Origin of the sequence: Neobacillus endophyticus (genome assembly GCF_013248975.1) — a bacterium.
Taxonomy (GTDB): Bacteria; Bacillota; Bacilli; order Bacillales; family Cytobacillaceae; genus Neobacillus; species Neobacillus endophyticus.
The window spans coordinates 4478947-4492479 of sequence record NZ_JABRWH010000001.1 but is presented as its reverse complement, the minus strand read 5'-3'; the positions used below and the strand labels follow the sequence as shown (position 1 = coordinate 4492479).

11 protein-coding genes, 1 pseudogene and 1 riboswitch are annotated in these 13533 nt (G+C 37.6%); of the genes and pseudogenes, 10 read left to right on the top strand and 2 right to left on the bottom strand.

What is annotated here, in order from left to right:
- Positions 1-50 precede the first annotated feature (50 nt).
- Positions 51-590, bottom strand: a pseudogene (locus HPT25_RS22070) (zinc-binding dehydrogenase); the annotation flags it as partial.
- A 202-nt stretch (positions 591-792) separates the two neighbouring features.
- On the opposite strand from HPT25_RS22070, the gene HPT25_RS22065 reads away from it, so the two are divergent.
- From HPT25_RS22065 to HPT25_RS22040, 6 genes are all read left to right on the top strand, one after another.
- Positions 793-1173: a winged helix-turn-helix transcriptional regulator gene (locus HPT25_RS22065; protein ID WP_173069325.1), complete on the top strand. Its 381-nt coding sequence runs from the start codon at positions 793-795 to the stop codon at positions 1171-1173.
- Positions 1174-1601: 428 nt separating this feature from the next.
- A complete protein-coding gene (locus HPT25_RS22060; protein WP_173069322.1) occupies positions 1602-2561 on the top strand; it encodes an aromatic acid exporter family protein in 960 nt (319 codons plus the stop codon).
- Positions 2562-2620: 59 nt separating this feature from the next.
- The gene (locus tag HPT25_RS22055) at positions 2621-3190 is read left to right on the top strand and encodes a 5' nucleotidase, NT5C type (protein ID WP_173069319.1); all 570 of its coding nucleotides are present in this window, start codon (positions 2621-2623) and stop codon (positions 3188-3190) included.
- A 241-nt stretch (positions 3191-3431) separates the two neighbouring features.
- Positions 3432-5723: an ArnT family glycosyltransferase gene (locus HPT25_RS22050; RefSeq protein WP_173069316.1), complete on the top strand. Its 2292-nt coding sequence runs from the start codon at positions 3432-3434 to the stop codon at positions 5721-5723.
- A gap of 273 nt (positions 5724-5996) precedes the next feature.
- Entirely contained in the window at positions 5997-6971 is a 975-nt protein-coding gene (locus HPT25_RS22045; RefSeq protein ID WP_173069313.1) for an alpha/beta fold hydrolase, read from the top strand.
- Positions 6972-7262: 291 nt separating this feature from the next.
- Positions 7263-7907 carry a hypothetical protein gene (locus HPT25_RS22040; RefSeq protein WP_173069310.1) on the top strand — a complete coding sequence of 215 codons (645 nt, stop codon included), beginning with the start codon at positions 7263-7265 and terminating at the stop codon, positions 7905-7907.
- A 36-nt stretch (positions 7908-7943) separates the two neighbouring features.
- On the opposite strand, the gene HPT25_RS22035 is transcribed toward HPT25_RS22040, so the two are convergent.
- Positions 7944-8831, bottom strand: coding sequence for a VanW family protein (locus HPT25_RS22035; RefSeq protein WP_173069307.1), 888 nt, complete (start codon positions 8829-8831; stop codon positions 7944-7946).
- A 323-nt stretch (positions 8832-9154) separates the two neighbouring features.
- On the opposite strand from HPT25_RS22035, the gene HPT25_RS22030 reads away from it, so the two are divergent.
- From HPT25_RS22030 to mmuM, 4 genes are all read left to right on the top strand, one after another.
- Positions 9155-9922 carry a sulfite exporter TauE/SafE family protein gene (locus HPT25_RS22030; protein ID WP_173069304.1) on the top strand — a complete coding sequence of 256 codons (768 nt, stop codon included), beginning with the start codon at positions 9155-9157 and terminating at the stop codon, positions 9920-9922.
- Between the two features lie 67 nt (positions 9923-9989).
- Positions 9990-10502, top strand: a complete 513-nt coding sequence (locus tag HPT25_RS22025) for a hypothetical protein (RefSeq protein ID WP_173069302.1) — start codon at positions 9990-9992, stop codon at positions 10500-10502.
- Positions 10503-10684: 182 nt separating this feature from the next.
- Positions 10685-10789: riboswitch (SAM riboswitch) on the top strand.
- A gap of 84 nt (positions 10790-10873) precedes the next feature.
- Positions 10874-12283, top strand: coding sequence for an S-methylmethionine permease (mmuP, locus tag HPT25_RS22020; RefSeq protein WP_173069299.1), 1410 nt, complete (start codon positions 10874-10876; stop codon positions 12281-12283).
- The gene (gene mmuM, locus HPT25_RS22015; RefSeq protein WP_173069296.1) at positions 12258-13202 is read left to right on the top strand and encodes a homocysteine S-methyltransferase; all 945 of its coding nucleotides are present in this window, start codon (positions 12258-12260) and stop codon (positions 13200-13202) included. Before mmuP ends, mmuM begins: the two co-directional genes overlap by 26 nt.
- The last annotated feature ends 331 nt before the right edge of the window (positions 13203-13533 follow it).

Sequence of the window (13533 nt, the reverse complement as noted above, 5' to 3'; positions counted from 1 at the left end):
CTATCAATATCGACAATCCGTTTTAACAATTCCTTTTCTACATGGATGTATTAAAAATCTTCTAAGACAATTTTTCCGATCGATTTTCCGCTCTCAAGTAATGAATGTGCTTTTCGCAAATTTTCTGCATTGATTGGGGAGAACCGTTTGTTTATGGTTGTTTTTATTGACTTATGATCAATTAAATTGGCTATTTCGTTCAAAAGCATATGTTGTTTTATCATATCTTCCGTCTGGAACATGGATCTTGTAAACATGAACTCACAAACAAAAGTGGCACTTTTGTTTTTAAGATCGTTCAAGTTAAGTGGTTCTTCGGATTCAACAATGGAACAGATTTTTCCTTGGGGAGCGATTGTGTTTGCCATACTTACCCAATGTTTTTCTGTTGTGTTAAGACAGAGTATATAATGGACGGTTTCTAAACCAAACTGTTTTAACTGTGGAATAAACTCCTCATAATGATTGATGATATGATCGGCCCCGTTTTCTTTTACCCAAGCAACCGATTCAGGTCTGGAGGCAGTACCGATCACAGTCAAGCCAACTCTTTTCGCTAATTGGATAGCTATAGATCCGACTCCACCCGCAGGCTTTCAGCGTGTTCAATTGGCAGATAACGATATAAACCAACAGATTTCATTGTCGACATGATGATTCCATCCTTTCGAAAAACGTCTTATGAGTTTTTATTTACATTTGTTATAATATGACAAAAAAATAGTTTGCATAAGTACGCACAATTTTATTGGATAGTATTCATTTTGATACTAATGCAAGAGGGAGAAGAGAATGGAAAATCATTTAAATCAATATTCGGCTTGTCCAAACCCATATGGGTGTTCTGTGGAAGCAACTTTAGAGGTAATCGGTGGGAAATGGAAAGGGGTCATCTTGTATCATTTATTTTCAGGAACAAAGCGATTCAATGAATTTCGCAGACTTATGCCCGATATTACACAGCGAATGTTAACTCTACAGCTTCGTGAGTTAGAAAAAGATGGAGTCGTCCACAGGGAAATCTACAAAGAAGTTCCACCAAAGGTAGAATATTCGTTAACTGATTTCGGACGCACTTTAGAACCAATCATTCGGCTTATAAGGGACTGGGGTGAAAGGTATAATCATGAAATAGTTCTTAAAAGGGGAAAACTGGATCATACGGAGCCTTAATTACTGGCTCTTTTCGTAATCTCTGTTCTATTTGTTCACCTCTGTGGAATCAAAGACGAACCTTTCCGAATTAGGTGTTTATACGGACAAATTTACTGGAATGAAAAGGGGAACCAGTCTGAATCGAGGGTTTATACAAATCTGATCTGAAAACAACCATATTGGCAAAAACAATCTAATTTTTAAATACCTATACGTTCCTGTTTTAATGATCTTAGATTAAGTCTGCAGATCCCATTGCTTAAATAAAAATAGATTCCGACATTTGTAGATGCTAAAAATGAAGAACTTATTGTAAAAGCAATCCTAAATTAAGGAAAGTTTTGAGAGTTTAAGAAAACGATACCAAAATTTTTACAAACAAAATACCTAACTATTAAAGATAATCATGGTAAACTAACACCAAAAGAAATAACCGGGGTGTACATATGAAAATTGGTCTAAGGACAATTAAAACAGCGTTGGGTGCCGGGATTTCGATCTGGATTGCCGAATTGCTTCATCTTCAGTTTGCCAGTTTTGCTGCCATTATTTGTATTCTTTGTATAGAAAAGACGAAGAAACAGTCCATCCGTTCATCTCTGGAACGCTTTGCCGCATGTACACTTTCATTAGTATTCAGTGGACTTGTTTTCCGATTACTTGGATTTAATCCGCTTGTCTTTTCACTGTTCATTTTGCTGTTTATTCCATTACTCGTACGTCTGCGCATACAAAAAGGATTCGTGAACAGTGTGGTGATCGTCCTTCACATCTTTACATTGGAAAAATTCACGCTTCCTGTTGCTTTAAATGAAATTCAAATTGTAATGATCGGTGTGGGAGTAGCGATCTTGTTGAACAGTTATATGCCAAACGTGGAAAAAAACCTAAAAGAAACAAAAGCGGCCATAGAAGAAAAGTTCAAAAAAATATTATTTGAATTTGGGGCCTACTTAGAGAAAGGTGATCAAGGCTGGGACGGGAAAGAACTATTGGAATTGGAAGACGAGCTTAATAAAGGGAAGATGTTGGCAATCCAGTATGAGGAAAATCAATTGGGAATGGATAAAAAGGGATACTATCATTATTTCGATATGCGTGAAAGACAGTTTATCATTCTAAACCGTATGCTTCCCATCGTTTCCTCTTTGAATGAAGATGTCGTCCAGCGTCACGTCTTCGCACAGTTCTTGTACGAAATCAGCTCGGATGTAAAGAGCGATAATACAGCCTACGTTCATCTTCAAAGATTGGAAAGCCAGCATAAGAAAATGAAAGAACTGGAATTGCCGAAATCCCGTTTGGAATTCGAAACAAGAGCATCAGTGTTTCATTTAATGAATGAGATGGAATATTATTTAATAACAAAAATGAATTATTATGATGAAAATCAAATTAACGTTTAATAGTAATAAAGAATGGGTAAAATATTTTCCTACTATAAAGTGTTGAGGTTGTTAAAAAGATGAAACTTGGATTCGACATTGATGATACACTAATTAATTTAAGAGAACATGCTTTTCATATTTATAATAAAAAAATGGACCAAAATGTTCCAATTGATGTTTTTCGACAATTGGAAAGGATAGAGATTCACGAACCATTTGGATTGACGGATGATCAGGGCAAAGAAATGTGGAATCAATCTTTGGAGGTAATTTACTATACATCCTGTCCGCCATTTCCAAACGCAATTGAGACATTGAACGAATTAGAGAAAAAAGGTCATGAAATATATTATATAACTTCGAGGCCTAAGGAACATGGTGAACGGACGAAGGAGTGGTTAAAAAGCCAAGGTTTTCCGGTTCAGTATGATCGGTTCTTCTATGGAATGAAAGACGCTGAGAAGATCGATATCATTAATGAATTGAAACTGGATTACTACTTTGACGATAAACCGGAAGTATTAAACACTCTATTAAATGAATCAAAAACGAAAGTGTTTGTAAGAGATCAATCTTATAATCGACAGTTGAATTTCCCGAGAATATTAGATTGGTCTGACCTCAAAAAGGTAATAAAGGACATATAAGTACACTCTATCTTTTTTTTAAAATTAAAAGAAATACTATATAGATCTAAAAAGAAGAAGTATATATGGCTTTTTTAAAGTCAGATACTTCTTCTTTTTATTTTCTATATGATTTTCAGGAAACATTCAGCTTATCCTCAAGTCTGTTTCAGTTTAAAAGTGCATGATTAACACATCAAATGAAAAGTAAACTTCCTTTAGGGGAGTGGCATTTTAAGGTAAAGGAGAGAAGGTTCAAAATATGAATAGTAAAAATGAAATTCAAAATGAAGTGTCAGATAAAGCTCAGAAGAGTCAAAGTTTATTCTCGACATTGTTTCGAGGCAGAAAAGGGGATCCGCCATGGGAAAGGTCTGCGCTGATTATTTTATTGGTGTTGACGGCAATAGCATATATAGGGGGGCTAGGACAATCAGGCTGGGCCAATTCATTTTATAGTGCTGCTGTTCAAGCGGGTACAAAAAGTTGGAAGGCGTTCTTTTTCGGTTCGATTGATGCATCAAACTTTATTACCGTCGATAAGCCGCCCGCATCCTTGTGGGTAATGGAGTTGTCAGCTAGGATCTTCGGTATGAATTCCTGGAGTATGCTTGTTCCTGAGGCAATTGAAGGTGTAATCACTGTTTGGATTCTCTACATGACCGTTCGCCGTTGGTTTAGCGCTCGAGCAGCACTGCTTTCAGGAGTTATTTTTGCAATGACACCTGTAGCCGCACTCATGTTTCGCTTTAATAACCCTGACGCGCTACTCATTCTTCTGCTTACGGCGAGCGCCTATGCCTTTACAAGAGCACTTGAGGAAGGGAAAACAAAGTGGCTTGTGTGGGCTTCCGTCTTTATTGGTTTTGGATTTTTAACAAAAATGCTTGCAGCATTCTTTATTATTCCGGTTTTTGTGATAGTCTATCTATTTTTCGCTCCTGTATCGGTTCGCCGCCGTCTGGTACAAATCATCATTAGTGCGGTCTCTGTAGTGGTATCAGCTGGTTGGTGGGTGGCAATAGTACAGCTTGTACCAGCTGCAAATCGACCATATATCGGCAGTTCACAGAAAAATAGTATTCTTGATCTTATTTTCGGATACAACGGTTTGGGCCGGCTTACTGGAAATGAGTCTGGCAGCGGGCAAAAAGGCGGCATGGGAGCTCCTAGCGGTGAAATGGCAAGTCATGCAGCTAATATTGGTTCACAAAGTGGCGATATAACAAGCCATGCCATGGGTGGCCCTGGCGGTGGTGGGAATTTTGGCGGAACCACTGGTTTAACACGTCTTTTTAACTCGCAAATGGGAGGACAGATCTCTTGGTTAATACCAGCAGCACTCATTCTTTTGGTTGTGGCAGTATGGCTTGTCCGCAGAAATTGGAAAAGTGATCGTACTGTTCCGGCCATGCTTTTATGGGGCGGCACATTCATCGTCACAGGTATTGTGTTCAGTTTTGGACAAGGAACCATTCACCCATACTATACGATCGCACTGGCACCAGCCATTGGTGCAATCATAGGGATTGGTGCTGAAGTTCTTTGGAAACGACAAGAACAATTGGTTGCCCGTATAGGTTTAGCTGCTGCTATTGCAGCGACTGCCGCTTGGGCGTTTGTCTTACTTGATCGTACACCTGCGTGGAACCCTTGGCTGCGAATAGTGGTCGTAGTATTGGGTGGTTTGGCAGCTATTGCCATCATATTTGGCCAACGTCTAGGCAAAAAAGTAATGATTGGTGTAGCCGCAGCTGCATTGGCTGCCAGTTTGGCTGGGCCGTTTGCTTTTACGATACAAACAATTGCCACACCACATACAGGATCAATGCCAACTGCTGGTCCGACAACAACTGGTGAAGGTTTCCCTGGACGTTTTGGAGGCGGTCAAATGCCACCTGGCGCCAATTCATCGAATACACCAATGGGGAACTCTGGAAATTCAAGCTTTGGCGGTTTCAACGGAAATAACTCAGGTAATAATGCAACTAGTGCTTCTAACAGAATTAACTCAAGTAATGCAGGCCCTGGTGCTACCAACTGGAGTAATCCTGGAAATTCAAGTATTGGTGGTTTCAATGGTAATAATTCTAGAAACTTCAATCAAGGTGGTCCAGGAGGTTCAAACGAAACACCGGGAAGTGCCATCGTGAACCTGTTGAAGCAAAATGCTTCGAAATACACTTGGGTTGCTGCAACAGTAGGTTCACAATCTTCTGCTCCATATCAGCTTGCAACAGGAGAACCTATTATGGATATTGGCGGCTTTACAGGCAGTGATCCGACTCCTACACTCTCACAATTTAAAAAATACGTGAGTGAAGGAAAAATTCATTATTTCATTAACTCTGGAAGAGGCTTTGATCGAATGGGCGGCAATACTTCTAAAAGCAGATCAAATAGAGAAACAACCAACAGTGACTCTAAAAATAGTTTTCAAAATGGTCCAATGGGCGGAAGCTCAAATTCTGAAATCATAAATTGGATTCAAAACAATTTCAAGTCCGTCACAGTTGATGGTGTTACTTTATACGATTTAACTCAAGCAAAATAAAGTCCTGTTCACAGTTTAAAAGAAATGTAATAAACCCCCAGCTTCATTCCAAGACATCATGATCCTGGAGGACGGCTGGGGGTTTTTTGCGGGTAAAAGAAGAGAAAGAATTCGTTACCATATAGGTGATCTTTATTAATAACAAATAATGCTCAGATTAAAGAAAATGCAAAATCGATAATTTACTTAATATTTACACAATTATATATGTTTCATGCAGTACAATACGAATATAACTTCACTTATCATCTTTTAAGATACTTAGGGGGGAGGATGGAAATAAAAAGAAAACGGAGATGGTTGAAAAAAGTATCGATGTATGGGCTGGGCTTTTTGGTTGTTATATTTGGGGGCGGATTCCTTTATCAATGGGTGGGCGTTCATAATGATCTGCCGAAATATAAGCCTCCTGGACAACTGTACAATGTCTTTGGTCGAAAAATGCATGTTTATTCTGGTGGTAATGGAAAAGTGACAATCATTTTTAATGCTGGATGGGGAACCGTCAATCCTTACGTTGACTATTATCCGTTGTACAATGAAATCAATGAACAAGCCCGCTATGCTGTCATTGATCGGTTTGGTTATGGCTATAGTGATTTGACAAATCGCAAACGTGATATTGATAACATCGTGGAAGAATCCCATTCATTATTATTAAAAGCCAAAATAAAACCGCCATACATCCTAGTTGGACATTCACTTGGTTCCCTTGAGACAATTCGTTTTGCTCAAAAATATCCGAGTGAAGTAAAGGGTATTGTACTCCTGGATGGCGGAAGTCCTGAATATTACGCAAATCAAACACCTTTAACAGCGGTTTCGTACATTCAACGGTTTATTGTTCAATCTGGTGTGGCCCGTGCACTTTATCATATTCATGGGTTTGCGGAATCAGTAGCAAGCGAGCGAAATAGTCTAAAAAAGTTACCTAATAAACTGAAAGATCTTGATCGAATTTCCACCCTTCTAAAGGCCAATAACAAAAATATCACGGAGGAAATGCAACGAAGTCAACTTAACGCGCGGAAAGTGCTGAATGGTAAGAAGCCTTTGGACATTCCCTTGACGGTTATCACTGCAGGGAATTTTGGAAAGCAAGACAAAGTCTGGTTAAAAAGTCAGGCGGCATTAACGAAATGGTCAGTATCGGGTAAACAAATCATAGTAGAAGATTCTGAACATTATGTACATCAATATCGGCCGGATCTGGTAGCCAAGGAAATTTTGAGCATGGTCAATCAATGAAGTTATTGTATTCATTATCATCATGCTCATTTTTGGCAATGAAATAGGACAATTAGACTTCGATTTTTTATCGGAGTTTTTTTATTGAATAAAGATGGAAAGGGAAACCAAAATTTACATAAAAATTACATCTATTCAAACTAATATATATTAAAATGAAAAAAAAGTTGTTTAGTGTTTGAATTCCAAATTTCCAAGAAAACGATATTTGGATATTTTATCAAGATTTATTTTTACCGGCCTGTTTAATGGAGTCATGAAAAACTTTCAATTGATGGGGGGATTACGATCATGTTTTATAATCGATTTAGTGCAGTATCTTTTGTGATTTCAGGAATATTATTTGTACTTTATCCGATCATTCGTCCTTTTTCTGATGAAACGACCTTAGCAGGAGCTGCTGCTTTCGGATCAACGAATTGGTTAATAGCTCACATGTTTGCTATGGTTGCTTTCACATTATTACTATTGGGGTTTCTCAATTTTCATTTATCAATAAAAGGGCTTTCTTTCCATAAACTTTCGTATATAGCGTTTGTATTCTGCATTCTTGGAGTTGGTTTAACATTACCATTTTACGGAGGGGAAGCCTTCGGTTTACACGCAATAGGACAGGAGGCGCTGACAAAGCAGAGTATAGAATTAGTTAGACTTGCCAATGTTGTCCGTTCTGGTCCAGGGCTTATCATGTTTCTAATAGGACTCTTGCTTCTCGCCATTTCCTCCATTTTTTTGGCCATCACTTTTTGGAAATCTGGAATATACATGAAATGGTGGGGGCTTCCATATGCTTTCGGAATTTCTTTATATATCCCACAATTTTTTGCCGGGCACTCACTGCGAGTCGCTCATGGATTTCTTGTTGCCTTAGGTTGTATCATGATCGCGATGGAGATATGGAAGCAAAATGACCCGAAAGACAAAATTGAGAATTAGAGAATATTTCAACCAAAATGTCCCCAAGTAAAAACCTTACTTGGGGACATTTTGTTCATTAGGAAGATAGGGAACTTTTTTAGGCTTAAATTGAATAACATCGGAAGAATATACCTCAATTTTCAGCTTATTATCTACTGTTTTAGCTTGAATTAGGATGGGTTGATTGTATTCGTTTTTAAAAATTAAATCCGGTCCATTCCAACTGACCGTCGCATCACGCTTTGGTGGTACATATGAAACCTCTCTGCTGTGTGAGGAACGCTGCAGTACTTTTAAACCCGCGTTATCTATTGCGTTAAACAGAGTAGATGAGACTTGACAGATTCCTCCGCCAATATCATCTGAAAATTCCCCCTCAATGATTACTCGTGCAGGTAAATATCCTTTTTCAGCAGTTCTTTGACCAACAACTTTATTAAAGGAAAAAGTTTCACCGGGGAAAAGAACAAAATTATTAATCGCTTCTGCCGCAAGATAAATATTATTATTTCTTTGTCTACTATCGTAATTGAACGATGTTATATACTCCCCAATTTTATCGCTTCGTATATTTCCCATTAATTCACTGTCAACTCTTGGATAAACTGTTAATAAGGGGACCTCTAATTTAGATGGACTGTGATTAAAATAATAAGAATACATTTTTTCAGTAAAAATTTGACGATTTAAACGGTAACCAGGCTGCCCTGGAAGGATATTGCCGTTTTTATCCACCCTAGCATTTTTAGGTTCTTTGTAAACACGTTTATCAAGATCGTCCATAATGGTATTAAGTTTTTCGGAATGAATAAAGGGGAATACAGGAAATTCAGTAGGTTTAACAATGGAAATAGGCTTCCCGTTGCTGGTAATTTCTAAACTTTGCGGCATGTATACTTGCTGAGATAAGATGAATAGCCCTAATAACCAAGTAAAATTCATATGCTGAAAACCTCCCCAATTTTAGTATGAGTATAAATTTCTATTTCATTAATGGGAAAACTAGGTAATTTAATTGCAAAAAAATAAGCAATTCATCATGAATTCTTTTTCTTAATTTGCTCTTTTTTTTAGTATTCATCATAACGGAAGAATACTTTTTTAATTAGTAATTATAGGTATTGTAAAGTTCTGGTAAAGTTATTCTTTTTTTCAACCAGTAGTACGAAGTGTTTGTTGGAAAAATTCAGAAAATGTTTTACAATCAAACAACTATACTCTATAATTCATATAAAAATACTAGGGTTTATAGAGGGGAATACAGTATGAGTATTGGAATTGCAGTTATGGGACTAATCGTGGGATTTTTAGTGGGTCTGACCGGTGTTGGCGGTGCTGCCCTTTTAACACCTATTCTGATTATGACGGGGATTCATCCTACTATTGCGGTGGGAACTGATTTACTTTATAACTCCATAACGAAATTATTCGGGGTTATTCAACATTGGAAGCAAAAAACGATAAACTTCAAGTTAATGAAGTACCTTGCAATGGGAAGTATCCCAAGTGCAGTGGCAGCAATAGGAATTCTTCACCTATTTGAATCAGTCTATCATAATCAAGAAAAAATTATTCAACATGCATTAGGTTACGTTCTTGTATTAGTTGCCATTGCTATTTTAATTCGAACCTTTTTTGATAAGAAAATTAGACCGAATCGATGGCAATTAAAACAAATAGAAGAAAAACGAGGTTTAACAATTGGCATCGGGGCGATCTTTGGTTTTATCGTAGGGCTTACTTCTATAGGGTCTGGTTCTTTATTTGCTCTTGCGATGCTGTATCTTTATCGTTTAAGTGCCTCTGAATTAGTTGGTACAGACATAGCACATGCTTTTTTATTAGTAACAGTTGCAGGATTGCTTCACGCAAATGCAGGAAGTGTAAACTATGTCCTTGTAGGAAATTTATTAATCGGCTCCATTCCTGGAGTACTAATGGGAAGTACCTTATCAGCAAAGGTTCCAACAAAACCACTCAGAGCAGTCGTCGCAGCCATTGTTATTTTTAGTGGGATAAAACTAATTGGTTAACTAGCAAAGAATAATTTTCGTTTCCCTGCTGAATAATATCCACAAACAATATTTGAAGGGGTTATGAATGAAGGGATCAACTATAATCATGTTCGGGTTTGTCCTGATTTTCAGCGTATCTTCCATTCTGGTTCATGCTGATTTTCCTAGGATATCGGCAGAATGTAGAGAAAAAAGCAATCTCCGGGATGAGCAATACAGCAAGCTTGTGATGAAGGACATTATCACAAGCTTCAACCTGGATTTGGAGGACAATGGTTTTATTGAAGTAACGGATCGGGATTTGGATGCGGCAAACTTAATTTACGGCGGCAATGTAAATGATGGGCACTATCAATCTTTAAATCAGCATTTTAACGTCGCATCCCGCGGCTTGCCGAAATTATATGTTCGACCAATGGAATCCTATTTTTTATACAAGACATTTGATCATACCAATGTGATGATTCATTTAAAACTGAAAGGTTCCCAATGGGAAGTTATTGAGCAAAAAAAGAAAAAAGGCAATGATATTAAATATACACTTCTTAAGTGTGAAAAAGAGTACCTTAAAAAGAAGAAAAAATACTACTTAAAATAGAGAGAACGCTGTTATCACTTGGACAGCGTTTTTTTCTTTGGAAAGAGAAGAGGAGAAGCCTTCTTATAAGTAAATTAGATTTTTTAATATATTATTTGTATTTCTAGGGATAAACTATTTTTCTGAATATACTGAGGGTATTGACAATTCTTAAATTGATTGATAAGGTTATAAAAAATTATTTCTTATCCAGAGAGGTAGAGGGACTGGCCCTATGAAACCTCAGCAACAGGTCTGCTTAAGATACTGTGCTAATTCCAGCGGGTGATAAACCTGATAGATAAGAGCGTCCTGTTTTTATTTGTCAGTAGAGCACTCATTTTTTGAGTGCTTTTTTTGTTTTTTCTGGATAGCAGCAAAGGAGAGTATAAATGGAGAACAAAAATGAGCAAGAATTTCAAAGGAAAATGCAAACGCGTCATATTGTCATGCTTTCGCTTGGCGGCGTCATTGGAACTGGATTATTTTTAAGTTCGGGCTATACAATTCAACAGGCTGGTCCGTTCGGTACGATCCTGTCCTATCTAATAGGTGCATTAGTAGTTTATTTAGTTATGCTATGTTTGGGGGAGCTTTCTGTACATATGCCTGAAACTGGTGCATTTCATAGCTTTGCCGCTAAATATATCGGACCTGGAACAGGATATACAGTTGCCTGGTTGTATTGGTTAACGTGGACTGTTGCATTAGGTTCTGAATTTACTGCTGCGGGGATGCTTATGCAAAGATGGTTTCCGTCGATCAATGTTTGGATATGGAGTGCCTTTTTTGCCACTTTAATTTTTATATTTAATATATTTACTGTTAAGTTTTTCGCTGAAACTGAATTTTGGTTCTCATCTATAAAGGTAATTGCCATAGTGATCTTTATTGTTTTAGGTATAGCCGCAATGGTAGGAGTCCTTCCAATGTCACATTCAAACTCAGCACCTTTCTTTTCTAACTTGATAAAAGCAGGCTTGTTTCCTAATGGTGCTTTCGCCATTATCATGACAATGCTTGCGGTTAATTTTGCTTTTTCGGGAACGGAATTAATCGGGATCGCAGCTGGAGAAACGGCGAATCCGGAGCAAACAATCCCGAAGGCAATTAGCACCACTTTATGGAGATTGATTTTCTTTTTTATAGGAACAATCGTAGTGTTATCTGCATTATTGCCAATGAACGATGCAGGAGTATTAGAGAGCCCATTTGTTGCAGTTCTTGAACGCATTGGGCTGCCGTACTCTGCAGATATTATGAACTTTGTTATCCTAACAGCGATTTTATCTGCTGCCAATTCAGGACTTTATGCTTCCTCGAGAATGCTTTGGTCACTTGCAAATAAGAAAACAATCTCACCCATGTTTGCAAAAATGACAAAACAAGGTGTTCCAATCAATGGTGTTATTTTCAGTATGTTAGGTGGAGCTTTAGCTTTGTTCTCAAGCATTGTTGCACCAGATACCGTGTACATTGTGCTTGTATCCATTTCCGGTCTGGCTGTGGTTGTCGTTTGGATGAGTATTAGTGCCTCGCAGTTCCTATTTCGCAGACAATTTTTGAAAGAAGGAAATTTAATTGACGACTTGGTCTATCGTACTCCACTCTACCCGTTGGTTCCAATTGTATCATTTGTCTTATGTCTTGCATCATGTATTGGAATTGCATTTGATCCTACACAACGAATAGCTTTATATTGCGGTATTCCATTTATATTGCTCTGCTACGGCAGCTATTATCTTACACAAAATCGAAAGAAAAGAGGCGCAAATTATGTCCAACAAAATCAACCCAATTAATACTATTTTATCCCAACATTCCATTATGCTTCTTGATGGAGCATTAGCTACAGAACTGGAGTCACATGGATGTAATTTGGATGATCCTCTATGGTCCGCACGTGTTTTACTTGAAAATCCGGAATTGATTTATCAGGTTCATTATGATTATTTTTGTGCTGGAGCGGACTGTGCCATCACGGCAAGTTATCAAGCAACGATTGATGGTTTTTCCGCACGAGGAATAGAAAAGATAGAAGCTTTAGAATTAATTAAGCAAACGGTGTTGCTGGCAAGAAGGGCAAGAGATGATTTTTGGAAGGAAAATACGCAACATAATCGGCCTAAGCCATTGGTAGCTGCATCTGTTGGACCATATGGAGCTTACCTTGCTGATGGTTCAGAGTATGTGGGAAATTACGGTGTCACAGATGAAAGATTAGTAGAATTCCACCGTTCTAGAATAGCAGCTTTGATTGAAGCGGGTGCAGATTTATTAGCATTTGAAACGATACCTTCTCTGCAAGAAGCCAAAGTCTTATCTTCCTTATTAAGAGAATTTCCAGAGGCTTATGCTTGGCTATCCTTTTCTTTGAAAAATGAAAAAGAAATTAGTGATGGTACAAAACTTACGGAGTGTGCACAGGTTTTTGAAGAATATAAACAAATTAGTGCCATTGGTTTAAATTGTGCTCCAGTAACATATGTTACTAATGCCATCCGGGAGTTGAGTGCGAATACGAGTAAGCCTATTCTTGTATATCCGAATTCAGGGGAAACCTATAATCCAGAAACAAAAACATGGCATGGTCAAGAATTATGTGATAGTTTCAAACTGCAATCTGAAGAATGGTACCAAGCAGGAGCAAGGTTGATTGGAGGATGCTGCCGAACAAGTCCACATCACATTGAAGAACTTTCCAAAAGATGGCGGTACTAACCTTCTATAATCCCATAAAAATCGCAATATAAAAAAACACCTACTAATGATGGTTGTTCTTTCATGGAGTTATAACCATGTTCTACATAAGGGATTAATATGTTTAGTGGTCCAGATAACATTACAAAAAATACTAAATATAGCTCTTTATAAAGCACTTGAATGTCTTTTAGGTATCAAGTGTTTTTTTATGGAAAAAAGTAATTGTAGAAGGTGGAATCTTAAATAAATAAAGAATAAGTAACAAAGCTTGTTAATGAACAAAAGGAATCAGAAGTTCTAGGTACAAGATAGGGGGAAAAACAGCGGAGTGAAGGAAGTAGCGATGTAT